The sequence below is a fragment of the Winogradskyella jejuensis genome (assembly GCF_900129745.1).
GTDB classification, from domain to species: Bacteria; Bacteroidota; Bacteroidia; order Flavobacteriales; family Flavobacteriaceae; genus Winogradskyella; species Winogradskyella jejuensis.
Genome location: NZ_FQWS01000002.1, coordinates 24,547 through 48,056, shown reverse-complemented (window position 1 = coordinate 48,056; position 23,510 = coordinate 24,547). Strand labels below are relative to the sequence as shown.

Annotated in this window: 22 protein-coding genes; 15 read left to right on the top strand and 7 right to left on the bottom strand. The window is 34.2% G+C overall.

All coding sequences use genetic code 11. The features are described 5' to 3' along the window. Positions 1–33 precede the first annotated feature (33 nt). The 7 genes from BUB95_RS07930 to BUB95_RS07900 are packed head-to-tail and all read left to right on the top strand — an operon-like array spanning position 34 to position 3,431. The gene (locus BUB95_RS07930; protein WP_073085285.1) at positions 34–537 is read left to right on the top strand and encodes a GbsR/MarR family transcriptional regulator; all 504 of its coding nucleotides are present in this window, start codon (positions 34–36) and stop codon (positions 535–537) included. A gap of 60 nt (positions 538–597) precedes the next feature. Continuing rightward, entirely contained in the window at positions 598–918 is a 321-nt protein-coding gene (locus BUB95_RS07925; RefSeq protein WP_073085283.1) for a hypothetical protein, read from the top strand. Then, complete coding sequence (locus tag BUB95_RS07920) at positions 915–1,268, top strand: hypothetical protein (RefSeq protein WP_073085281.1); 354 nt, start codon at positions 915–917, stop codon at positions 1,266–1,268. The genes BUB95_RS07925 and BUB95_RS07920 overlap by 4 nt, the downstream gene beginning before the upstream one ends. A gap of 3 nt (positions 1,269–1,271) precedes the next feature. After that, entirely contained in the window at positions 1,272–1,664 is a 393-nt protein-coding gene (locus BUB95_RS07915; protein ID WP_073085279.1) for a hypothetical protein, read from the top strand. A gap of 2 nt (positions 1,665–1,666) precedes the next feature. Beyond that, a complete protein-coding gene (locus tag BUB95_RS07910) occupies positions 1,667–2,563 on the top strand; it encodes a TIGR01777 family oxidoreductase (protein ID WP_073085277.1) in 897 nt (298 codons plus the stop codon). Positions 2,564–2,620: 57 nt separating this feature from the next. Then, on the top strand, positions 2,621–3,175 hold the full coding sequence (locus BUB95_RS07905) for a sigma-70 family RNA polymerase sigma factor (protein ID WP_073085275.1): 555 nt from the start codon (positions 2,621–2,623) through the stop codon (positions 3,173–3,175). Between the two features lie 4 nt (positions 3,176–3,179). Further along, positions 3,180–3,431 (top strand): hypothetical protein, encoded by a 252-nt coding sequence (locus BUB95_RS07900; protein WP_073085273.1) that lies wholly within the window; start codon positions 3,180–3,182, stop codon positions 3,429–3,431. Here BUB95_RS07900 and BUB95_RS07895 read toward each other — a convergent pair. Continuing rightward, positions 3,414–4,247 carry a UbiA prenyltransferase family protein gene (locus BUB95_RS07895; protein ID WP_073085271.1) on the bottom strand — a complete coding sequence of 278 codons (834 nt, stop codon included), beginning with the start codon at positions 4,245–4,247 and terminating at the stop codon, positions 3,414–3,416. The genes BUB95_RS07900 and BUB95_RS07895 overlap by 18 nt on opposite strands. A 123-nt stretch (positions 4,248–4,370) precedes the next feature. Here BUB95_RS07895 and gcvP point away from each other — a divergent pair, with 123 nt between their 5' ends. From gcvP to BUB95_RS07875, 4 genes are all read left to right on the top strand, one after another. After that, positions 4,371–7,220 carry an aminomethyl-transferring glycine dehydrogenase gene (gcvP, locus tag BUB95_RS07890; protein ID WP_073085269.1) on the top strand — a complete coding sequence of 950 codons (2,850 nt, stop codon included), beginning with the start codon at positions 4,371–4,373 and terminating at the stop codon, positions 7,218–7,220. A 177-nt stretch (positions 7,221–7,397) separates the two neighbouring features. Beyond that, positions 7,398–8,456, top strand: a complete 1,059-nt coding sequence (locus BUB95_RS07885; RefSeq protein ID WP_073085267.1) for a 3-oxoacyl-ACP synthase III family protein — start codon at positions 7,398–7,400, stop codon at positions 8,454–8,456. A 64-nt stretch (positions 8,457–8,520) separates the two neighbouring features. Further along, positions 8,521–9,048, top strand: a complete 528-nt coding sequence (locus BUB95_RS07880) for a methyltransferase (protein WP_073085265.1) — start codon at positions 8,521–8,523, stop codon at positions 9,046–9,048. A 51-nt stretch (positions 9,049–9,099) separates the two neighbouring features. Then, on the top strand, positions 9,100–9,933 hold the full coding sequence (locus BUB95_RS07875) for a glycosyltransferase family 2 protein (RefSeq protein ID WP_073085263.1): 834 nt from the start codon (positions 9,100–9,102) through the stop codon (positions 9,931–9,933). Here the strand turns inward: BUB95_RS07875 and pafA are convergent. Beyond that, the gene (gene pafA, locus BUB95_RS07870) at positions 9,930–11,600 is read right to left on the bottom strand and encodes an alkaline phosphatase PafA (RefSeq protein WP_073085261.1); all 1,671 of its coding nucleotides are present in this window, start codon (positions 11,598–11,600) and stop codon (positions 9,930–9,932) included. The two genes, BUB95_RS07875 and pafA, sit on opposite strands and share 4 nt — an antisense overlap. 106 nt (positions 11,601–11,706) lie before the next feature. On the opposite strand from pafA, the gene BUB95_RS07865 reads away from it, so the two are divergent. Both BUB95_RS07865 and BUB95_RS07860 read left to right on the top strand, forming a co-directional pair. After that, entirely contained in the window at positions 11,707–12,444 is a 738-nt protein-coding gene (locus tag BUB95_RS07865; RefSeq protein ID WP_073085259.1) for an MlaE family ABC transporter permease, read from the top strand. Next, positions 12,444–13,211 (top strand): ABC transporter ATP-binding protein, encoded by a 768-nt coding sequence (locus BUB95_RS07860; protein ID WP_073085257.1) that lies wholly within the window; start codon positions 12,444–12,446, stop codon positions 13,209–13,211. The genes BUB95_RS07865 and BUB95_RS07860 overlap by 1 nt, the downstream gene beginning before the upstream one ends. On the opposite strand, the gene BUB95_RS07855 is transcribed toward BUB95_RS07860, so the two are convergent. Genes BUB95_RS07855 through BUB95_RS07845 form a run of 3 tightly spaced genes read right to left on the bottom strand, consistent with a single transcriptional unit; the run spans position 13,212 to position 16,417 of the window. Next, positions 13,212–14,693, bottom strand: a complete 1,482-nt coding sequence (locus BUB95_RS07855) for a DUF389 domain-containing protein (protein WP_073085255.1) — start codon at positions 14,691–14,693, stop codon at positions 13,212–13,214. Between the two features lie 3 nt (positions 14,694–14,696). Continuing rightward, positions 14,697–15,779: a mannose-1-phosphate guanylyltransferase gene (locus tag BUB95_RS07850; protein WP_073087338.1), complete on the bottom strand. Its 1,083-nt coding sequence runs from the start codon at positions 15,777–15,779 to the stop codon at positions 14,697–14,699. 41 nt (positions 15,780–15,820) lie between these two features. Then, the gene (locus tag BUB95_RS07845) at positions 15,821–16,417 is read right to left on the bottom strand and encodes a SprT-like domain-containing protein (RefSeq protein ID WP_073085253.1); all 597 of its coding nucleotides are present in this window, start codon (positions 16,415–16,417) and stop codon (positions 15,821–15,823) included. A gap of 96 nt (positions 16,418–16,513) precedes the next feature. On the opposite strand from BUB95_RS07845, the gene BUB95_RS14325 reads away from it, so the two are divergent. Together BUB95_RS14325 and BUB95_RS07835 are read left to right on the top strand one after the other, a co-directional pair. Beyond that, positions 16,514–17,239 carry a class I SAM-dependent methyltransferase gene (locus BUB95_RS14325; protein ID WP_073085251.1) on the top strand — a complete coding sequence of 242 codons (726 nt, stop codon included), beginning with the start codon at positions 16,514–16,516 and terminating at the stop codon, positions 17,237–17,239. Continuing rightward, entirely contained in the window at positions 17,236–18,708 is a 1,473-nt protein-coding gene (locus tag BUB95_RS07835) for a hypothetical protein (RefSeq protein ID WP_073085249.1), read from the top strand. The genes BUB95_RS14325 and BUB95_RS07835 overlap by 4 nt, the downstream gene beginning before the upstream one ends. Here the strand turns inward: BUB95_RS07835 and BUB95_RS07830 are convergent. Continuing rightward, entirely contained in the window at positions 18,690–19,430 is a 741-nt protein-coding gene (locus tag BUB95_RS07830) for a glycosyltransferase (RefSeq protein ID WP_073085247.1), read from the bottom strand. The genes BUB95_RS07835 and BUB95_RS07830 overlap by 19 nt on opposite strands. Positions 19,431–19,464: 34 nt before the next feature. Then, on the bottom strand, positions 19,465–23,502 hold the full coding sequence (locus tag BUB95_RS07825; RefSeq protein WP_073085198.1) for an FG-GAP-like repeat-containing protein: 4,038 nt from the start codon (positions 23,500–23,502) through the stop codon (positions 19,465–19,467). Positions 23,503–23,510 lie beyond the last annotated feature (8 nt).

The window sequence follows — 23,510 nt, the reverse complement described above, 5'->3', positions numbered from 1 at the left end:
TTGAAAGTTTAAAAATTATTGTATATTTGCCTTATGGAATATCAAGAGGCAAAAGATAAATTTATAAGTACTTGGGGAAGCCTAGGAACGCTATGGGGCATAAATAAAGCCATGGCACAAATACAAGCCTTGCTTTTTATATCTACAAAACCATTGTCTATGGAAGACATCATGGAAGACCTTAAAATCTCTCGAGGTAACACAAGTATGAATTTAAGACAACTTATGGATTGGGGCATTGTAACTAAAGTCTTAGTCTCTGGGGAACGAAAAGAATTTTTTACTACTGAAAAAGACGTACAAGAATTAGCTAGAGTTATTGCAAAAGAGCGCAGCCGAAGAGAGATTAAACCCGTAATAAAAGTTTTAGACGAAGTCTCCTCTATTAAAGACGACGGCACTGAAAAAACGAAAGAATTGATTAAACAAACTAAAGCTTTGCATAATTTAACGCAGGACGCAGACGCGATGATAAATAAACTTATGGACCAAAAACAAAATTGGCTGACGAAATCTGTTTTTAAACTCATAAAATAGATTTCTATTTTTTTAAACTTAACTTTCAATATTTTCTGAAAGTTTTAAACATATGAAATTATGAACAAACTATTTAAAATTAATCTCGTCCTTTTTTCGATTACTGCAGCACTCTATCTCATAGTTTATCTCGGTATGCTATTTAGCATGGTACTCGGAGCGGCTCAAATACTAATGAGTCTTGTAATACTTTATTACTTCAAAACGCTAAGCAAAACGACAAAAATACTTTTTGCTTTTTACTTAATCCTAGCAGCTTCGGTTTTATCACTTGTCTATTTGAATAGCGTTTTTGATAATGTCTTATTATACTTTGGTCTACCAATGCTAACTGCACTATTCCACCTTTACATCACATACAGAATAAAAATTGAAAGATGAACTACAACCTCATCACATATTGCATCTACTTGCCTATTATCATTTTTATAATGGTAAAAATCGGTTGGTTGTTTTATAAAAATGGAGAAGTGTTTTTACTTAATCTTTTTCAGAACAATTCTGAGCTTGTAAAAAGCATAAATAATCTCCTTTTAATAGGCTATTATCTAACCAATATAGGATACGCCATCATTACAATCGCCTATTGGGAATATGTCGATTCAGCAATTGAAATGCTTAACTCATTATCGCATACCATCGGAAAAATAATACTGCTACTAGCTTTAATGCATTACAACAACATATTCTGGCTAAAGCATCTAAATAAATCGAAACTCTTAAATCAATAAATTATGGAAAATTCAAAAATTATCATCGGCTACATCATCTATCTACCAATTGTTATTTGTCTTACCATCTACATTTCTAAAATGCTCTTTAAAAACGGTAGACTCTTTATGATAGATATTTTTAAAGGAAAAGAAGATATTGCACTAGCAACTAACAAACTTTTTGAAATTGGTTTTTACCTTATCAATATTGGGTTTGCATTGTATATCATGAAAATCTACGGTTACAGCTCAAATTACCAAATGAGCAATCAAACACTCATGGAAATTCTAAGTAAAAAGATTGGAGGCTTCACTATTTATTTGGGCATAATGTTATTCCTCAATCTATTCTTATTCTTTAGAGGAAGAAAAAAATCTAGACGCTTTACAACAAAAACCACCAAAGTTCTATAGTTATGGAAACAATTGTAATAGCAGGAGGAACAGGGTTTTTGGGTCAGTTTTTAGAAACCTATTTTCAAGATAAAGGATATACAATCAAAATCTTGACTCGAAAACCTGTAAAGAAAAACCACATCTTCTGGGATGGCAATAATCTTGGAAACTGGACTAAAGATTTAGAAAACACTTTTGCGCTTATAAATCTTGCCGGAAAATCTGTGGATTGTAGATATACTGAAGAAAACAGGAAACGTATACATGATTCAAGAATAGACTCAACCAATGTCCTTGGTTTAGCTATAAATTTATGTGAAAATCCACCCAAATATTGGTTCAATTCTTCCACAGCAACAATATATAAAGACTCATATCAAAAAGAGATGACTGAAGAAAACGGAGATATTGGTGATGATTTTTCAATGAATATTGCAAAGTCATGGGAACAAGCATTTAATTCTATTACCAACCCAAAAACCAAAAAGATAATTATGAGAACGTCAATTGTTTTTGGGAAAAAAGGTGGCGCTTTTATACCATTAAAGCGATTAGCTCAATTTGGATTAGGCGGAAAACAATGGCATGGTAATCAAAAAGTAAGTTGGATTCATGAGCTAGATTTTGCGAGAGCTATTGATTTTATTATGACCAATGATTTAGATGGTACTTTTAATATCGTAGCTCCAAAGCCTACTAATAATAAAACGTTAATGAAAACCATTAGAAAAGCTTTGAAAATTCCTTTTGGTCTTTCACACCCAAAATGGTTATTAGAGTTTGGCGCAAAACTCATTGGTACAGAAACAGAATTAGTTTTAAAAAGCCGAAATGTAATTCCAGAACGACTAAGTGCATATGGTTTCAAATTTAAATACATTACTATCGGAGATACGATAAGAGCAATCAGTAGTTAGATATAAAATTCTCATTTTTTTACGCTATTTTTGAATTTGAAATTTATGTCCTAAACAATGGCAGAACATACTATAAATCCTAACAATTGGATTAAACTCTACTCCGATTATCTTTTCAATTACACCATAACCCGTGTTAGCGAAAGAGAAATTGCGCAAGATTTAGTTCAAGAAACCTTCTTGGCAGGATTAAAATCTATGGCAAACTTTAAGGGTGAAGCCAGTGAACGTACTTGGTTAATCGCTATTTTAAAGCGGAAAATTATAGACCACTACCGTAAAATAAATTCTAATAAAGGTAAAGCTGAAGTCCGCATGGCTTACAATAGTGATGCAGAGACTGAAGGCGATTGGCTTGAAGAACGTGTTGCTGACCCTTTTGATAAAACTGCGGAAGATACTATTGAAAACACTGAACTTGGAGTTGCTATACACAACTGTCTAGGTAAATTACCAGAAAAGCAAGCGAAGGTTTTTAAGATGAAAACTTTATTAAATTATGAAACTGAAGCCATTTGTAATGAATTAGACATTACAGCGTCTAACCTTTGGGTAATTATCCATAGAGCTAGAACAGCTATGGCGAGTTGCATGGAAGAAAATTGGTTTTAATATTATGAATAAACTAAAATTAGAATGTCACGAAGCAAATCACATTTGTGACAAAAATCAATATAAAGAAGCAACGTTAAGAGAGAAAATCATCTTAACATTTCATCTATTGTACTGTAGGGCGTGCAGAAAATATACATCTAGAAACACAAAGCTTACAAAGCTTGTTAAAAACCCTAAAGTTGAAACTTTAGACACTTCTGCAAAAGACAAATTACAGCAAGCTCTCGAAGCCGAACTAAGTAAACAGCAATAATGCAAAAAGCCAAAAAACTGGTATAGCTTCTACCCAAAAAGCACTATAATACTTAGATTGCTGTTTTGAAGCAAACATTAAAAACAAAAAAGTAATAGATAGCAAAATAAGAGTTGAAAGAACCGAACCGCTATCGAGTTCATCCTTAAAAAACTCAAGTATCAAAAAAACCAAAAGCAATAGCAAGCCTATTATTTTGGTTTTTTTTATGCCTATTTTTTGGGGTATGGTCGCTAGTTTCAAACTATCGTATTTTAAATCTCTAATCTCAAAAGGCAACATTAACACAATAACCAAAAAGAAACGTTGAAACAGTGTAAGTACAACATCGCTATTAATCTCATACTGTGCATTAATAAGTGGAATTAAAACCGTTACCAAACTCCAAACTAAAGCTATAATATAAACTTTGATACCACCTACTTGGCGTAAGTTTTGTTGCTCATCAAACAAATATTTCTTTGGTATAAATGGAATGGCATATAAAAAAGTAACAATGCCTAAAGCAAAAATAAGCACCAAGACATCAAAATTTAAATGTAATACGTAGTAACACATCAAAATAAAAGCAATTGCAGAGAATACTTGTATTGCTTTTAGCCAGCTTGCCAAACGCCGATGATGAAATTTTGCCAAGCCAAAATACTTTACAAAATTGTAAGCTGTAATTGTTGCATAAAACACAAAATAGAGTGCATTTTCATCATAAGCCAAATCAAAACTTAGCAAGGTTATCCAAGTCATTGCATATACCGCTAAAGCTACATGAATACTACTATTAGTGTAGAAGTTAAAAATGGTCTTAAACACCTTCATGATGTAAAAATAACCAAAGTGTTAATAACACTAGTTTTCGGTTAAAAACTTTAGTATTCCTTAACTAAAAAAAAGGGCATATTCCGTATTTTTGCATATCAAAAAAATTAGCTACTTAAAAGAATGGACACAACATCTTTTGCATTAAGACACATTGGCCCAAGTCCTCAGGAACAAAAAGCCATGCTAAACACTATTGGTGTTACAAGTATTGAACAATTGGTATCAGAAACGGTACCTGCTGATATTCGTCTTAAAAATGATTTAAACTTGGACACTGCAATGAGTGAGCAGGAGTACTTAAATCATATTTATGAGTTATCACTTCTCAACAAAGTATATAAATCTTATATAGGGTTGGGATATCATCCTGCTAATTTACCAGCAGTTATTCAACGTAACATTTTAGAAAATCCGGGTTGGTATACAGCATATACGCCTTACCAAGCAGAAATTGCCCAAGGACGTCTCGAAGCTTTGCTTAATTACCAGACAATGGTCATTGACCTTACTGGTATGGAAATGGCAAACGCTTCACTTCTTGATGAAAGTACTGCGGCTGCTGAAGCAATGAGTTTACTTTTTGCAGTTAGAGAACGTGATCAAAAGAAAGCGGGAATCAACAAGTTTTTTGTTTCTGATGCTATTTTACCTCAAACACTTTCACTTTTAGAAACTAGAGCAATTCCTATTGGTGTAGAATTAGTAATTGGTAATGCTGAAGATTTCAAATTTACTGAGGATTTCTTTGGTGCTTTGCTACAATACCCTGGGAAAGACGGACAGATTTCTGATATTAAATCATTTATAGAAAAAGCAAATGAAGCCCAAATTAAAGTTGCTGTAGCTGCTGATATTTTAAGCTTAGTAAAACTAGAAGCACCAGGTAAATTTGGAGCTGATGTTGTTGTTGGCACAACACAACGTTTTGGTATTCCAATGGGTTATGGTGGTCCTCATGCGGCATTTTTTGCAACAAAAGAAGCCTATAAAAGAGATGTGCCTGGACGCATTATTGGTGTAACTCGAGATGTAAACGGAAATCGTGCATTACGTATGGCTTTACAAACTCGTGAGCAACATATCAAGAGAGATAAAGCCACATCAAACATTTGCACCGCACAAGTATTATTAGCAGTTATGGCTGGTATGTATGCTGTATACCACGGCCCAAAAGGCTTAGAATTCATTGCTAATAAAGTTAATAATTCTACGGCGACGTTAGCTGAAGCTTTGACTAAATTGGGTCTAGAACAAACTAATAGTCATTATTTTGACACGCTTCAAATAAAGACTGATGCTTCAAAAGTGAAAACTGAAGCTGAGAAACATGAAGTAAATTTCTATTATCCTGATGCTAATACAGTAACGATTTCTTTAAACGAAACGACTTCGATTTCAGATTTAAATCAAATCGTTTCTATTTTTGAGGCTGTAACAGGAAAATCAACAGACAAAATTTTATCACTCTCTGAAGTAGAAACAATTCAAAATGAATTAAAGAGAACATCAGAATTTTTAACTTTTGATGTATTTAACTCTTATCATTCTGAAACTGAATTAATGCGTTACATTAAACGCTTGGAGCGAAAAGATTTGGCATTAAATCATTCTATGATTTCATTGGGCTCTTGTACAATGAAGCTTAACGCGGCATCAGAAATGTTACCTCTAAGCTGGAGCAGCTGGGGAAATATACACCCTTTTGCACCTATAGAACAAGCTAAAGGCTATACAACTATGCTTGAAGCATTAGAAAAGCAACTAAATGAAGTTACAGGTTTTGCAGGAACATCACTACAGCCAAATTCTGGTGCTCAAGGTGAATTTGCTGGTTTAATGGTCATAAGAGCTTATCACCATTCTCGTGGAGACCATCATAGAAATATTTGCTTAATTCCTTCTTCTGCCCATGGTACAAATCCTGCTAGTGCAGTTATGGCCGGGATGAAAGTTGTAGTGACTAAAGCTTCAGACGATGGTAATATCGATGTTGAGGATTTAAGAGAAAAAGCAGAATTACATAAAGACAACTTAGCTGCTCTTATGGTAACTTACCCTTCAACTCATGGTGTTTACGAATCTGCAATTAAAGAAATTACTCAAATTATCCATGATAACGGAGGCCAAGTCTACATGGACGGTGCTAATATGAATGCGCAAGTAGGTTTAACAAATCCAGGGAATATTGGTGCTGATGTTTGTCACCTTAACTTACACAAAACCTTTGCTATTCCGCACGGCGGTGGTGGACCAGGTGTAGGACCTATTTGCGTTGCGGAGCAACTAGTGCCTTTTCTACCTTCAAATCCTATTATTGCTACTGGAGGCGACCAAGCCATAACTGCAATTTCTGCAGCACCTTTTGGTTCGGCTTTGGCATGTATCATTTCTTATGGTTACATCAAGATGTTAGGAGCTAAGGGCTTAAAACAAGCTACTGAGGTTGCTATTCTAAATGCTAATTACATTAAAGAGCGTCTTGAAGGCTATTACCCTACTCTATATACTGGTGAAAATGGACGCGCAGCCCACGAAATGATTATTGATTGTCGCGATTTTAAAGCTAATGGCATTGAAGTTGTTGATATTGCCAAGCGTTTGATGGACTACGGTTTTCATGCACCAACAGTATCTTTCCCTGTTGCAGGAACTATGATGATTGAGCCAACAGAAAGTGAAAGCAAAGCCGAAATGGACCGTTTTTGTGATGCCATGATTTCTATTAGAGAAGAAATAGACACGGTTACTAAAGATGAGCCAAACAATATGCTTAAAAACGCACCTCATACAATGGCAATGTTAACTTCAGACGAATGGGACTTACCATATTCTAGAGAAAAAGCAGCATTTCCATTAGAGTTTGTTACTGATAATAAGTTCTGGCCTACCGTTAGACGAGTTGATGAGGCTTATGGAGACAGAAACTTAATCTGTAGCTGCGCTCCAATTGAAGCCTATGCAGAAGTTTAATTATCAAAATACTGATTTAAAAAGCATCCTCAAAAGGATGCTTTTTTTATGGTTTTTACAGAAAAATTGCAAAATATTAAGAATATCAAAAAAATAATTCGATTTAGGGTTTAAAATCTCTGTAATTCAATTTATTAGTTAGTTTAGTTGATTAGTTTTAATAAGACAAAAAGAAATATGGCCATAAAAATAACAGGAACAGGAAGTTTTATACCACAAAGTATTGAACGTAATGAGGATTTTCACGAGCATCAATTCTTAAATACTGACGGTTCGAGAATTGACTATTCTAATGAAGTTATTGTAGAAAAATTTAAAGCTATTACGGGTATTGTTGAGCGTCGTTATGCAGATGAGCAATTAACCTCATCAGATTTAGGTTTCCTTGCCGCGCAAAAAGCCATTGATGATGCAGATATAGACATGGAAACCATAGACTACATTATATGTGCTCACAATTTTGGAGATGTAAAACATAATACTGTTCAGAGCGATATTTTACCTTGTTTAGCCTCTCGTATAAAACACCGTCTTCGCATTAAAAATCCTAAATGTGTTGCTTACGATATTTTATTTGGATGCCCAGGTTGGGTAGAAGGTGTTATCCAAGCCCAAGCCTTTATTAAAGCAGGTATGGCAAAACGCTGTTTAGTAATCGGTTCTGAAACTTTATCGCGTGTTGTTGATAAACACGATAGAGATTCTATGATATATTCTGATGGTGCTGGAGCAACTATCATTGAAGCCACAGACGGGGACGATGGAATTTTAGCACACGAAACCGCATCCTTTACTTACGAAGAAGCTTATTACTTATTCTTCGGAAAATCTAACAACAAAGAAGATGTTTCCGATACACGTTACATAAAAATGCACGGTCGCAAAATTTACGAGTTTGCATTGACCAATGTGGCTCAAGCTATGAAAGATTGCTTGGATAAAAGTGGTATTGATATCTCTGAAGTAAAGAAAGTACTCATCCATCAAGCCAATGAAAAAATGGATGAAGCAATCATCAAACGTTTTTACAGACTCTACAAATCTAAAGCTCCGGAAGGGATAATGCCAATGAGTATTCATAAGTTAGGAAATAGCTCTGTGGCTACCGTTCCTACATTATTTGACTTAATAAGAAATAATAAATTAGATAATCACAAGATTAATAAAGGTGATGTTATTATTTTTGCAAGTGTAGGCGCCGGCATGCACATTAATGCTATCGTTTACAGATACTAATTCGTCAAAAAAATCAATCATTTTTTAAGGTTGAAAAAACGTCCCGCTCTTGTGGGTAATACTTATGTACAAATATTTTCCGCATAAACGCTATAAGCACACGTTAGAATTTTTAGAAACACATATTTCGAAGTCTGAATCTATTTTAGACTTAGGTGTTGAAAATCCTTTTACAAAAATCATGAAAGAACATGATTACAAAGTTGAAAACACAATAGGTGAAGATTTAGATTTAGACACCTCAACAATAGAAAATTCTGATGCTACTGTGGTAACTGCCTTCGAAATATTTGAACATTTACTCTCTCCTTTTACGGTTTTAAAATCTATTAAAGCAGATAAGTTAGTAGCAAGCATACCTATGCGTTTATGGTTTTCGGCAGCTTACAGAAGCAAAACAGATATGTGGGACAGACATTATCACGAATTTGAAGACTGGCAGTTCGATTGGCTTTTACAAAAAGCAGGTTGGGAAATAAAGGCAACAAAAAAGTGGACAAACCCAACTAAAAAAATTGGAATTAGACCTCTACTTAGATGGTTTACACCACGTTATTATATTGTATATGCTGTAAGAAATTCCAAAGACTAAATTCTATTATCCAATCTTGTTTATGTAGATTTGGAATTTGAACATTGATATTTGGAATTCTACATCGTCATACCTGCGCACAACGAAGCTGATTTTATTGGCCTCACTCTTGAGTCGCTTGTAAATCAATCATATCTACCCAAAAAAATTGTTGTAGTTAATGACAACTCAACTGACTCTACAGCAGAAATAGTTGAAAGCTTTTCCAAAAAATACAGTTGGATTACATTACTAAACACCTCATCTACTGATGCTCATATCCCAGGAGCAAAAGTTATTAATGCATTCTACAAAGGCTTCAATACACTAGACGAGGACTATGATATCATTTGTAAGTTTGATGCAGATATTATTTTACCTACAAATTATCTCGAAAGACTTTCAGAATTATTTTCTGATAATAATACCGGAATTGCTGGCGGACTCGCATACATTGAAAAAAACGGAGCATGGGTTTATGAAAATATATCGAACAAAAATCATGTTCGAGGACCTTTCAAAGCTTACAGAAAAGCATGCTTTAAAGCTATTGGTGGATTAAAACACTCTATTGGTTGGGACACAGTTGACACCTTATTGGCTAAGTATCATGGTTGGGAAGTAAAAACTGATGCTAATCTAAAAGTAAAACATCTAAAACCTACTGGAAACACCTATAATTCATCTTCAAGATTTCTACAAGGTGAAGCGCTTTACAAAATGCGTTATGGTATTGTAATCACACTCATATCTGCATTAAAAATGGCTTTCAAAAAAAGAAGCTTCAGTACGTTCTTTAACTATATTATTGGCTATTTTAAAGGAAAAGAACGAATAATAACCAAAGATCAAGGTAAATTTATCCGTAAGATTAGGTGGAAAGGAATTTTAGAAAAATCGTCTTAATCCATAACAAACCCCAAAGGCAAACCTGTTGCACCATTAGGGAAACTTATCCCTAAAAGTGCAGAAATCGTTGGCGCAATATCGGGAATTACTGTTTTTTGTAGTGTTTCACCTTGTTTTATACCTTTTCCAAAGAATATTAGTGGTACATGCGTATCGAAGTTAAGGCCGCTGCCATGCGTCGAACCTGTTCGTCCGTAAGGTATATGTGCAATATCATCGACTACAATGACATCTCCAGAGCGTTTTTGATTAAAGCCATTTTGCAGCAAAGCTTCTATCCCAGTTGTGAAATTTGTAGAATTCATTGTTGTAGCTGTATATACCTTTGCGATATTTGGATAACTGATTTGCTCATCAACCAAATCTTGTTCTAGTTCATGAAGGTTTAAATTCAATTCTTTAATCTTTTCCTTGTTAAAGAATATCTGATTATTACTGACATTTTCAACAACATCTTTTGTCCCATATTTTTCTTCGAGGAAGGCTACAAATTTTTCTTTCCTAGAATTAAAATCTAAATACCCTGCTGGGATTTTTACAGACTGTAAATACGCTGGAACATTTACTGCACCGTGGTCTGCTGTTAAAAAAACGGTGTATTCTCCCTCTCCTACTTGTGCATCTAAAAACTGAAAAAAGCGCTCTAAGTCTTTGTCTAATCGAATATAAGTATCTTCGATTTCTTTTGAGTTAACTCCAAAATTATGACCTACATAATCCGTAGAAGAAAAACTTAACGTCAATACATCTGTGACTTCATCAAGACCCAAGTTTTCACCTTTTACAGCGGCTATGGCAAAATCTGTCGTTAAACTATTGCCGTAAGCTGTTGCTTTTAAAATATCAAAACCGCCGTTTTCATCTTTCAATTTTGCCAAATCGTATGGGAACGTTGCTTTTTCTTTTCCTTTAAAACCAGCTTCAAAATTGTTATCATCGCTTCCACTTTCGGTATACGAATCGATATTATAATACGTGTCCCATGTTTTTAAATACGATTCAGCCGCGTCGGAATTATTAAATTCATTTACCCAATTAGGCAAATTAGTTCTGTAAAACGAACTTGTAATCCATAAGCCTTCATCCTTTCCATGAAACCAGTACGCGCCATCTGCTGTATGACCCGCAGGTAAAATAGCACCTCTATCTTTTATAGCCACACCAATAGTTTTTCCACGCATTTGCGTAAATAGCCTATTTTCGTCTGCAAAAGTTGTTGTGAGCATTCTATGCGGAGACATCTGTCCTGCTTTATTCTCTGTTCCAATGGATTCTACGCCGTCATCTCCAGCACAGTAAACGATTTTCTTTTGTTCTTTATCATACCAATTATTAGATATTATTCCATGATATTTTGGCGTAGTTCCTGTGAACACAGAAGCATGACCTGGCCCAGTATAGGTTGGCACATAGTTAAAATGATTATTCTTACAATTAAAACCTTCGTTTATCATACGTATAAAACCACCTTTTCCGAACTTTGATTGAAATCGCGTTAGATAATCATAACGCATTTGGTCAACAACAATACCAACGATTAGCTTTGGATTAGTCGTCTCAATTTTTGGATTACTAGATAATGACGCCTTTGCTGTTTCTTGCGCATTACAAGAAAACAAGACTAAACAGATTAAAATTTTAATGGTAAGAAATTTGATTTTCATATCTATTTTAATTGAAGTACAAAAATAAAATATTCTAATGCATCTAAATTTAATAAATCATTAATTAACGCTGATATTTTTATAATTTAGCGGTAATTCTACTTTCATGAAGTACCTACACAATATTGGTGTTTATTTTTTGATGATTAAAGATATGTTTCGCAAACCAACTAAATGGTCTGTGATGCGTACATTGATACTTAAAGATATCGACGACCTTATCATTAATTCGCTTGGTATCGTAGCCTTTATTTCGTTCTTTGTTGGTGGTGTGGTTGCTATCCAGACCTCTTTAAATATTTCTAATCCGCTTATCCCAAAATATCTCGTTGGTTTTGCAACGCGACAATCCATAATTTTAGAGTTTGCTCCAACATTTATTTCAATAATCATGGCTGGTAAAGTAGGCTCATTTATTACATCTAGCATAGGAACCATGCGTGTTACAGAACAAATAGACGCACTAGAAGTTATGGGTATTAATGCTTTAAATTACCTGGTTTTTCCAAAATTTATAGCCTTGTCCTTGTACCCTTTTATAATATCTATAGCCATGTTTTTAGGTGTTCTTGGCGGATTAGCGGCTTGTGTTTATGGTGGGTACGGGACGTTTGAAGACTATATTCAAGGTATACAAACAGATTTTATACCGTTTCATATTGTTTATGCATTTATCAAAACCCTTGTATTTGCGATTTTATTGGCTACCATACCATCTTTTTATGGTTATTATATGAAAGGTGGCGCCCTTGAAGTAGGTAAAGCAAGCACAACCTCTTTTGTTTGGACCAGTGTTGTTATTATTTTGGCAAATTACTTTTTAACCAGTTTACTTTTAGGCTAATGATAGAGGTTAAAGACTTACATAAATCGTTTGGTGAAGCTCATATCCTAAAAGGTATAAGTACAAATTTTGAAAAAGGAAAAACAAATCTAATTATCGGGCAAAGTGGCTCTGGAAAAACAGTTTTTTTGAAGTGCCTTTTAGGACTTTTTGACTATGAGAAAGGAAGTATAGCATATGAAGGCCGTATAATTAGTGAAATGAAACCCGATGAGAAAGGCAACTTACGAGCTGAAATAGGTATGGTTTTTCAAGGCAGTGCCTTATTTGATTCCATGACCATTGCTGAAAATGTTATGTTTCCACTACGGATGTTTACCAAACAAAGTAAAAGTGAAATGGAAGACCGCGTTGATTTTGTTTTAAAGCGTGTAAATCTTCCTGATGCGCATCACAAAATGCCTAGCGAAGCTTCAGGAGGTATGCAAAAACGTGTAGCGATTGCTCGTGCTATTGTGAATAATCCCAAATACTTATTCTGTGATGAACCGAACTCGGGCTTAGACCCAAAAACAGCAATTGTTATAGATAATCTAATCCAAGAAATTACTGATGAATACCAGATGACTACTGTCATTAATTCTCACGACATGAATTCTGTAATGGAGATTGGCGAAAAAATTGTATTCCTAAAAGATGGCCTAAAAGAATGGGAAGGCTCTAAAGACACCATTTTTAAAACAGATAATAAAGCCGTAACAGACTTCGTATATTCATCTAACTTATTTAAAAAAGTTAGACGAATGTATATTGAAGAAAATCAGTAACTACTCTCTCTTAATCTTTATCTTATCTGTTTTTAAAACACCTTCTAACCAAGAGAATAATTCCTTTTCTCGTACAAGAACCAAACTATCACTAAGCGAAGATTTCCAAGAAATATTAACAACATTTAATGTGTCTATTTTTATAAAATCTTTAGACTCTAACATCTTGCCATAGCTAAAATATTCTAAATCAATAAACCTAATTTTAGCATCTTTTGCCAACGTAGAAAAGGGAATGTCCTCTTTACTGGTTTTTGCTTCAAGCTGCTGATTTAAGCCTGTAATATTCTCTTTAAGTTCTTCTATTTGCTTTTGTAATCCTGAGATAATATTATCCTTTTCGTCTAAGTCTGTTATGGCTCTATCGTAGGCATCAGAAAGCTTATCAAAACTTCTATTTTTGTTACCAATAACATCTAAATCAAAATCGCTTATATATTCGTAATTCTTCAATTCATTTCGTAAATCTGTTTCTGTGGCAAGCGAAATTTCATCATTAAAATAAAGCTTTATGGTTTTGTTTTCGAAATCAGGAATATCTTTTTGAAACCATAAATCCGGATTAGAGCTCACCTCTTTTTCCATAAACTGATCGTAATCTACCTCTTGGCGCTTTTCTTTTACTAAATCGACAAATTTAATAGTAGGCCAAATCATAACCAGAATAGCCACTAAAGATGCTAATTGAGAGATACGTTTTCTTTTCTTAGAATTAGCATATCTAAGCATTGGGAAACGCAATATTTTTAAAACTAAAAACGTAGCTAAGGCAATGAAAATAGTATTAATGGTAAACAAATACATAGCACCCACAAAAGATGGCCAATCATTGGCTAATCCGTAACCTGCTACACATAATGGTGGCATTAAGGCCGTGGCAATAGCAACACCAAAAATTACCGAAGCTATAGTGCCTTTTTTTGTTCTTGCAATTATAAGCGCTAATCCACCAAAGAAAGCTATTAAAACATCTCTTATGTCTGGTTTTGTACGTGCAAATATTTCGTTATTACCTAAATCTGCTGTTGGAAAAAATTTAAAAAACAAAAATGCGGTCAACAAACTCAGCACTATCATTACGGCTAAATTTATCAGCGACTTTTTTAGCGTATCTATATCGTTAATAGCAATAGACATACCTACACCCAATATTGGTCCCATTAAAGGCGAAATTAACATGGCACCAATAACAACAGCAGTAGAATCGGCATTAAGTCCCACCGATGCTACAAAGATTGAACAAATTAAAATCCAAGCTGTCGCTCCTTTAAACGGAATATCATTTTTTATTGCGGTTATTGTAGCATCTCTATCAGTATCGTCTCTAAAATCCAATAATTCACTTAAAAAGTTAGACATACTGGCAAAAAGACCTTTAGCATCCTGCCTTACAGCTTCCTTTTTTTCCTCGACCGCTTTTTCTTTGTCGACTTGTTTTTTTTCTTCTTCTTCAGAAAAATTAAATTTATTCTCTTCGCTCATAAATTAACCGTATTGCTCTCCAAATTTATCCTTTACAGATTGGAGTACCTTTTTGATATCTTGCTCTTTTGCTTTAGGAAAGATAAGTAAAACTTCGTCTTTGTCTACAATAATATAATCTTCTAGCCCATCCACAACGACGATTTTATCGTTTTTAGTTCTAATCATGTTTCCTGATGCCTCTGTAGTTAACGTTTTGGCATTAACGACCGCGTTACCAGAACCATCTTTTTCTAATTTATCGTATAAACTGCCCCAAGTTCCTAAATCGTTCCAATCGAAAGTGGCAGGAATAACATAGACATTATTACTTTTCTCCATGATTGCATAATCCACAGAAATATTCTCGGCTTTACCATAGTTATCTCTTATAAAATCGTCTTCAAACTCTGTATTATAAACAGGCATGCCTTTTTCAAAAAGTTGAAAAAGCGCTGGTTGATTCTTTCTAAATGCGTTGATGACAGTAGCTGCACTCCACATAAAAATTCCGGCATTCCATAGAAAATTACCTTGACTTAAAAACAATTTTGCCGTTTCGTAATCTGGTTTTTCTCTGAATTGATTAACCGATTTGATATTTGACTCTGAAGATTTATCGTATTCTATATAACCATACCCAGTATTTGGGAATGTAGGCGTTATACCTAATGTCATTAAAGCATCACTAGTCTCGCAGAAATCGAAAGCTTGTCTTACATTTTCACTAAAAGCATTTTCGTCTTCTATCCAATGATCACTAGGCGCAACAATCATTACTGCATCTGGATTTTCTTTTTGGATTTTAAGTGATGCGTACAATATACATGGCGCAGTGTTTCGCATTGCAGGTTCTAAAACAACTTGACGTTTAGTAACGCTAGGTAATTGCTCAAAGACCAAATCATTATAACGCTCGTTGGTAAGTATAAATATATTCTCTTCTGGTATTAGTTGCGCTAAACGATTAAACGTTTTTTGGATTAAGGTATCACCAGTACCCAACATATCATGAAATTGCTTTGGAAAATCTTGTGTGCTCACTGGCCAAAACCTTGAACCAACTCCACCGGCCATTAATATGGCATAATAATTTTTGTTTTTCATATCTAACATTAAGACCTTTCGACTGCACTCAAGGTGACAAACTATTCTAAAACCTCCACTTCGGCATTTGGATTAAACAAATATAACTTTCCTGAGCTTATCTCTAAACACTCGTAGCGTTTTCTGCGCTTTGCACCTTTTCTAAATATACGTCCGTTGTAAAGCTTAAATGTTACACCTTGCGGAATTTCGAAAACATAGGTTTTATCCTGATTTTCATCGTAACGTTTTAAAGCTAATGCTAAATTCTCATCAGTATCACTTGACGCCTTAGGATTTTTAAAATGCTTTGCAAGTAGTGGTAATAAATCGATTGGAAATATTTCGGGCCTTAAAAACGGCAACATTAAATGCTGAAACGTTAATTTCCATTCTTTTCCATGAGGCTTGATAAATCTACCATGTTTTTGATAAGCTTCTAAATGCGCAATTTCATGAATTAACGTTATTAAAAATCGATAAGAATTCAGATTAGAATTTACAGTAATTTGATGCTTTCCGTTTGGTAGTTTTCTGTAATCACCATGTCTTGTTTTGCGTTCGCCTTTAACTTTGATTACTAAATTATCTGCACTTATTAAGTCCTGAATTTGGGCTTTTGCTTCGTGCGGAATAAAGTTTAAAACGGTTTTTTGCATTCAACAAAAATAACTAAACCAGACAATTAAGTTGTGTAGTTAAAATAATAGTTTGTTAATTAGCTATCTTTATTTTTGAAAAACTAAAAGCACCTAATGTTCGAAAATTACCCAAAGAAAAGACCTCCATTATCAGAGAAAATTCAGGATATATATGACGAACAGTATAAATCTAATAGAGATGGTAGTACACCTGCTTCTGGTTTAGCACAAAAGATGGAACGATGGCTTCATCAGAAAGTTTGTTCTGATGTCGGTAGAGTACATAATAAAAAAACTCTTGAAATAGGTGCCGGCACATTGAATCAACTTGAATATGAAGAATCTAATCATTATGATATTATTGAACCTTTCAAAAAACTTTATTATAAGTCGCTTTACTTAGAAAAAATTAAAAATATTTATAGTGACATTGACGAAATAGACCTTTCTAACAAATACGATAGGATTACTTCTATTGCTACATTTGAGCATATTACAGATTTACCAAAAGTTGTAGCAAAATCCTGTTTGTTATTAAAGCCTAAAGGCAGTTTGAGAACTAGTATACCCAACGAGGGCACATTTTTATGGACGCTTGGCTGGAAACTAACAACAGGTATAGAGTTTAGATTAAAGCATGGTTTAGATTATGGCAACTTGATGCGGCATGAACATGTAAACAATGCACGAGAGATAGATGAGATTTTGAACTATTTTTACGAGAATAATACATGTTCGGTTTTTGGCTTAAGCAAGGGAATTGGTTTCTACAGGTTCTATGAGAGTAAAAACCCTAATAGAGATAGAGCAGAAAATTACCTAAAGACATTACAAGAATGACTGTAAAGACTAAAAGACTAAAAGCTTCTCTACTATTTTTTTGCTTCGCTTTTATAGTTTGCCTTGGGTTAAACTATCAAATCTTCTACGATTATGCCTTTCTTGATACTAACGAACTTATTTATACGGCGAGTAGAAATAACGATTTCCATAATATCTTTATTGAAAATGGGAGACCTTTATTAGGTTGGTGGTCAGAGTATTTATACGGGCACGTTTTTACTAAGATTTCGGACTTAAAATGGGCACGTTTTTTTACGCTCCTCATCTGCGTTTTGTTTTCTACTCAAGTTTTTAGATTCCTACTCAACATTGGTCTTAAGATATACGAATCAGCTATATTCTCAATTTTAATATTAGCCCTACCTAGTTTTACCGTTTACTATGGCTGGAGTGCTACGGCTCAAATTCCCTTACTACTGATTGTTAATTTCTATGCTGGTGAATTGTTGCTTAGAGCTTTAACTAAGAGAAAGGTTATATCCTTGGATACTATAATTGCGGCTCTTATTGTATTAGTTTCACTATTCATGTATCAATCAGTAGTAATGATGTTTATAGTACCTTTTTTAATTACTACAATTAAAACGAACAACTACAATGTAAAAAGATGGTGGTACATTATCATATTTACATTGTTCTGCTTTATAGTTTACTATATGTCTTTTAAAATTATTGCTGAACTTAATAATCTAGAAACAGCAAACCGAACTGCCCTTAACATTCTAGATATTCCTAAAAAAGTTATTAAATTTTATCTCTTTGAACTTAGTATTTTATTGAAGAACAGTGGCTTTCTTATCATCTCAATTATTTCACTTTTACTCGGATTAATTGGTTCTATTGGCTTTGTCTATCGTCAAAGTATTGATAGTAAATCATTACTTTTTACTATAAGTTTTATTCTTGCCTTACCATTTAGTTATGCACCTAATATATTATCAGGACAGGATTACTTCTCACTAAGAACCATAGCTACAACAGCGGTTATTGTACTTTTCTATCAGTTTTGGTTTTTAAGATACCTGAGTATAAAATATTTAAAGCTGAAAAAAGTATTGCTACTATTACCAATCGTCTTTTTATTTTTTAGCATGTATAATCAGAGTAATTATGTTGCTGGCCTGCAACATAAAGAATACAATGTTGTAAAAAACGTATTTCATAATGTAGATATTAAAAACAAATCAGAAATTGTGATAATTATTCCCGAATACGGATTTTTACAAAAACATGGGTATTTAAAAAATGGTTTTTCTGATGAGTTTGGTAATCTATCCTCAGTAAAAGAATGGTCTTCACCTCATCTTTTCGCACAAATAAAATGGGAACAACTAGATACTAATGATAATACTATTTCTCCTTTTCCTCCTGAGAATGTAATAATACAAACCAAGGATACGCTTCAAGAAAGAAATGATTTAAAAGTGATTAATCTAATCGAATATTTTCACAAGGCTTTTGAATAAGCTTTTAAAATATGGTATCTAATTGGTAAACTTAGAACATCAAAAAACATTCTAAAAGACGAAGAAAATAGATTGATGGTAGATATTGTATTACCTTCAAACTGAACAGGTATTCGCTTTATTCTTAGATTATATTTGTAGCACAAATAAATGGTTTCTACATCAAAAGCAAACCCGCTTATCTTTAGTTTAGAAAAAATATTGTCTGCTGTCTGAGCGGTAAATCCCTTTAAACCACATTGCGTATCACCTACCTTATCTATCACAAACTTTGTAATAAAAAACGTAAAGATTTTGCTAGAAATAGTTCTAAAAAAACTACTCTTTACTCTGTATTTTGAAGCTTTCTCTACTCGACTACCAATACAAACATCAAAATTCTTAGAATCTAAATGTTCTAGGGTTTCATTAATTTTTTTAAAACCATAAGGTATATCTGCATCGGTGAAGACTTTATATTTTCCTTTTGCTCGGAGCATTCCTTGTTTTACCGCATGTCCTTTTCCTTTATTTGATGGATATGAGATTAGAGCAAGACAATCACTGTTGCTTATATTCTTTTTTAAAAGAAGTTCCGTATTATCTGTACTACCATCATTGACCAAAATTACTTCTATAAGATAGTCTTGTTCTATCATCCAATCTTTAAGTCGCTGTATACTATCTTCAATAAAAACACCAGCATTATAAATAGGAATGACTAAACTTAACTTTGGTTGCAATTTATAGTGAGTTTATTTCTTAAAGCTATTGAAACTATTTACTTATAGCTACCATTTTAGAGTTATCATTTACTCGCAGTACGTAAAGCCCAACAACAGCATTGCTTAACTTTATTCTTGTAACTCTAGTATCCTCGTTATAGTCACGTTCCGAAAGTTCAATTTTTCGTCCTCTTATGTCGAAGATAGCAATATTGTCAGTTTCTAAAGTCTCTGAAATAAAGAATTGCTGATTATCTGAAGGATTCGGATAAATCTTTTGATTAGTTATATCTATTTCGGTGTCAACTATATTTGACTCAAAATAAGGTACAGCAAATTCAAACGTATCATCTGCAACTTTTTGACCAATAAAGCGTCCAGGAATATCATCCGCTGGCGGATGAATTCCACCCCAAATTCTAGATAAACTTGTTTGGTCAGATGCATCTCTATACGTTGCCCATTGCAAGACAACATCTACAGATGGTCCTTTTTCAAAAACGAGGAATTCGTCTTTTTTAGCAACAAACTCACCTACACCACCAGGAAAAAACGGACTTCCTGTAATTTTGGTTAAAATTTCTGAAGCCGCTCTAGAATAAGTTGAATGACCTGAGACATAACCTGCAAAAGGCGGCGTAACAAATGTTGGTCTTTGGTATGGATACCAATCTTCTGCCAATATCCAACCGACACCTGCTGTATCTGTTGCTGGGTCGTTTATAAAGTCGTGACCTCTCCATGTATACAACTTTACCTTACCAATATTTTGTCCAAAAAAACCTGCTAATGGATCACCTGCCTCAACCAATTCAATATATCCAGGAATCAGTTTGAAACCTGACACACTGTAATTTGGAAGACTTTCGTCAGAACTTTGACCTTGTTCATCTCCCATATAACGGATGGCAGAAATGGGTCTTATATAGTCGTACCAACCTTTAACACTCCATGCTGCAATAGCTGCATCGTGCATACCACCGCCTAAAATAAAGTACGCTTTCACATCCCATTCTAATCCATCTAAAACATCACCTTCACCTTGAAAACGTTTTTCTAATTGTGGATGATCATTAACATAGTTTAATATAGAAAACCAATGTCCTGGAGGTGTTTCAGAATCTGGACCATCTGCCCAAAACTCAGCTAAAACTCTTGCATAATCTGCTCTCGGAACTATATTAGGTTCATAAGCAGAAGATGTAGTTGGATTTAAGGAGTGCCCTGTACCTATATCTCCACCATCAGTAAAATTATAAAATGATGGATACTGTGAAAAATCGGTAGGAAAATCTGCAATATCTGTATTACCTATGGCACCTGGCGAAATGTCTATCATCACACCATCTGTTGGGTCTAAATGAGATTGCCATACCGAAACCATGGAAAATCCCCATTTGTATTGTTCGCTTTCTTCATCTTCTACTGTCGTATTGATTTTTGGCGGCGCTTGAGGATCATGGAAAACACGATAATTATTGCCATCTCTATTATAAACCGTTACGTCCTCTTCTTTAAGAGCAAAACCTTTTACATTACCCCATTCTGGACTTAAAAATTCTGGTACGTTTCCTTCTACAACATTACCACCCTGATCTATAAATGTATCTAAACCAAGAGGTTGCCAGCGATTAGGGTCTACTACAGGCGGATTGTTATCAATCTCTAAATTATAAGCCTGGTTAATTGGCTGATAGTATGCGTTATCGTACCCTGTGCTTTCTCTAGAACCATCTTGCTGACCATAATCTATAATTATTTGTGCTACATAATTACCCAGTGCGGCCGCGTTACCAAATTCGTATAATACTGAAGTAAACGTTGTTTCGTAACCTAATTTATCCATCAATAAATCGATACGCTCTTGGTTAGCTTCAGCGCCAGGAGAATTTTGAAAACGGTATGACAGCAAACGGTACATTGCATAACTAATGGCCTCTCTTACGGATTCTTCATTTGAATTTATTGGAATAAAATCTTCAAGCTCACTTGAAAATCCATTAACCTCATTTCCTATTAAATAGGGTCTTGCTTGCTCGTCATAAATTGCCCAAATATCATACATAGCAACACTGGTATGAAACAAATTCCTAGCGTGTACCGTTGGCCTAGCAAAATCGCCTCTAATAGCATCAAGAAGCGCTTCATTCCAAAGTCTAGCAATGGAAATGTTTTCTGGTAAATCTGTAGCGTTTAATTCAACACTAACAGAAATTTCTTGACTAGAGCATTGTTCATCGGATTCTACTACTGAAACTCTTCCTTCAGCTTCTAATTCCCAATGTACTGTAATAGTATCGGTGCCCTGTCCACTTAGTATCTCACCTCCAGAAACGCTCCAAACCGCTGTTGAATTTGCTCCTAAAGTATAAGAATATGTTTGTGTTGAATAAAATGCTGCGCTAGTTGCTCCAACAATTGTTTGAGCATCTAGATATGTACAGCTACCATCTTCTAATGTAGCCTCTGGATTATAAGAACAAGAAACTGGGTCAGTACAACCGTATATTTTCTGACTTGGCTCTATATCTAAAACTTCGATTCCTTGTCCTTCAATAGCTTTCATTGTTACATCGGCACTAAGGTTAGAATATGTTTCTACCAAACCTGATGGCCAACGTATTTCTATTTCTGAAATTTCTGTGATATCATCTAATCCAAAATGAAGCGGCATTAAACTCTGACTCAAAAAGCCAACACCAGATTTATATCTTATTAGTGTGCCATCTGCTGTAGTTAACTTTACAATTGTACCAACCGCATCTCTATTAGATGTTGTTCCTTGAAGTTCTAACTTAAACCAATGTAAGGTTGGACTAACATCATCAAAATCTAAAGTTCTATTTTCGTATAAGAAAGATGGCCCTTCATTATTTGTAACATACAAATCTATATCACCATCATTATCATAATCCCAATCAATGGCCTCAACACTTACGGTTTGTGTATCGAGGTTTAATTCTTGTGAGGCATCTTCAAAATTATTTTGTCCTTGGGCATGTAAATTTCTAAAGTAGAAATTGGGCTCAGTACTTCTGTTTTCAAACTCGTACCCATTAACAACATATAAATCTTCGTCACCGTCTAAGTCGAAATCTGAAAAGCGTGTTCCCCATGCCCAAAGTGTATTTCCTAAACCAAAAGCATCCGCATTTTCAGTAAATGTATTATCTCCATTGTTTGTTAACAGGAAGTTATTATCAATTGCTGTTATAAATAAATCAAAGTACCCGTCTTTATTGTAATCTCCTATGGTAATGCCCATATCGTCTCCCATGGTATCTACTCCAAAAGTTTGAGCTTGGTTAGAAAACGAAGTTCCGCTATTGTTTATATACAAATCATTAGGTTCGTCGAAATCATTTGAAATATAAAGGTCCATAAAACCATCTTCGTTAAAATCGAATGGTAGTGCTACATAACTTGCTAATCCATTTGTGGCTTGAATCCCTGTAGATGCTGTAATATCTGTAAATGTATTATTACCATTGTTTCTGAATAACTGATTGCTATCGCATTCATCCCAATCGCTTACATAGATATCTAAGAATCCGTCATTATTGTAATCGAACCAAGTTGCGCCAGTATTTCTACAATCGTTTAAAGAATCAAAACCAGCAATAGAAGTAAGATTTACAAAAGTACCGTTACCCAAATTTCGCCATAGCTGTACTTTAAAAGAATAGGTTAGAAACAAATCTGGAAAGCCATCATTATTATAGTCACCCCACGATGCTCCACTTTTCTGACCCTCTAAACCAAACCAATCTGGGCCACCTTCGCCTTCAGAAAGTAAATTTGTTAATCCAGCAGACTCCGTAACATCCGTAAAAGAACCATCATTATTATTTCTAAATAAACGGCTTAATGTTTTTGGACTATCTGGATTATCATTAGCTCTAGCGACTACAAAAATATCAAGGTCGTTGTCGCCATCATAATCTGCAACAGCCACACCATTATTTTCTTCAAGAATTCCTAGACCAGCAATATCTTCTACTCTATCAAAAGTTTGACTTGATAAATTTTGGATTGAAAAACCCAAAACCATAAGAATAAGAGGGAAGTTTTTGAGTATTTTTCTTAACATAAATTTCT

Coding starts and splice junctions, on each gene's coding strand:
- BUB95_RS07930 (WP_073085285.1), top strand. CDS start 34: ATGGAATATCAAGAGGCAAAAGATAAATTTATAAGTACTTGGGGAAGC.
- BUB95_RS07925 (WP_073085283.1), top strand. CDS start 598: ATGAACAAACTATTTAAAATTAATCTCGTCCTTTTTTCGATTACTGCA.
- BUB95_RS07920 (WP_073085281.1), top strand. CDS start 915: ATGAACTACAACCTCATCACATATTGCATCTACTTGCCTATTATCATT.
- BUB95_RS07915 (WP_073085279.1), top strand. CDS start 1,272: ATGGAAAATTCAAAAATTATCATCGGCTACATCATCTATCTACCAATT.
- BUB95_RS07910 (WP_073085277.1), top strand. CDS start 1,667: ATGGAAACAATTGTAATAGCAGGAGGAACAGGGTTTTTGGGTCAGTTT.
- BUB95_RS07905 (WP_073085275.1), top strand. CDS start 2,621: ATGGCAGAACATACTATAAATCCTAACAATTGGATTAAACTCTACTCC.
- BUB95_RS07900 (WP_073085273.1), top strand. CDS start 3,180: ATGAATAAACTAAAATTAGAATGTCACGAAGCAAATCACATTTGTGAC.
- BUB95_RS07895 (WP_073085271.1), bottom strand. CDS start 4,247: ATGAAGGTGTTTAAGACCATTTTTAACTTCTACACTAATAGTAGTATT.
- gcvP (WP_073085269.1), top strand. CDS start 4,371: ATGGACACAACATCTTTTGCATTAAGACACATTGGCCCAAGTCCTCAG.
- BUB95_RS07885 (WP_073085267.1), top strand. CDS start 7,398: ATGGCCATAAAAATAACAGGAACAGGAAGTTTTATACCACAAAGTATT.
- BUB95_RS07880 (WP_073085265.1), top strand. CDS start 8,521: ATGTACAAATATTTTCCGCATAAACGCTATAAGCACACGTTAGAATTT.
- pafA (WP_073085261.1), bottom strand. CDS start 11,600: ATGAAAATCAAATTTCTTACCATTAAAATTTTAATCTGTTTAGTCTTG.
- BUB95_RS07865 (WP_073085259.1), top strand. CDS start 11,707: ATGAAGTACCTACACAATATTGGTGTTTATTTTTTGATGATTAAAGAT.
- BUB95_RS07860 (WP_073085257.1), top strand. CDS start 12,444: ATGATAGAGGTTAAAGACTTACATAAATCGTTTGGTGAAGCTCATATC.
- BUB95_RS07855 (WP_073085255.1), bottom strand. CDS start 14,693: ATGAGCGAAGAGAATAAATTTAATTTTTCTGAAGAAGAAGAAAAAAAA.
- BUB95_RS07850 (WP_073087338.1), bottom strand. CDS start 15,779: ATGAAAAACAAAAATTATTATGCCATATTAATGGCCGGTGGAGTTGGT.
- BUB95_RS07845 (WP_073085253.1), bottom strand. CDS start 16,417: ATGCAAAAAACCGTTTTAAACTTTATTCCGCACGAAGCAAAAGCCCAA.
- BUB95_RS14325 (WP_073085251.1), top strand. CDS start 16,514: ATGTTCGAAAATTACCCAAAGAAAAGACCTCCATTATCAGAGAAAATT.
- BUB95_RS07835 (WP_073085249.1), top strand. CDS start 17,236: ATGACTGTAAAGACTAAAAGACTAAAAGCTTCTCTACTATTTTTTTGC.
- BUB95_RS07825 (WP_073085198.1), bottom strand. CDS start 23,502: ATGTTAAGAAAAATACTCAAAAACTTCCCTCTTATTCTTATGGTTTTG.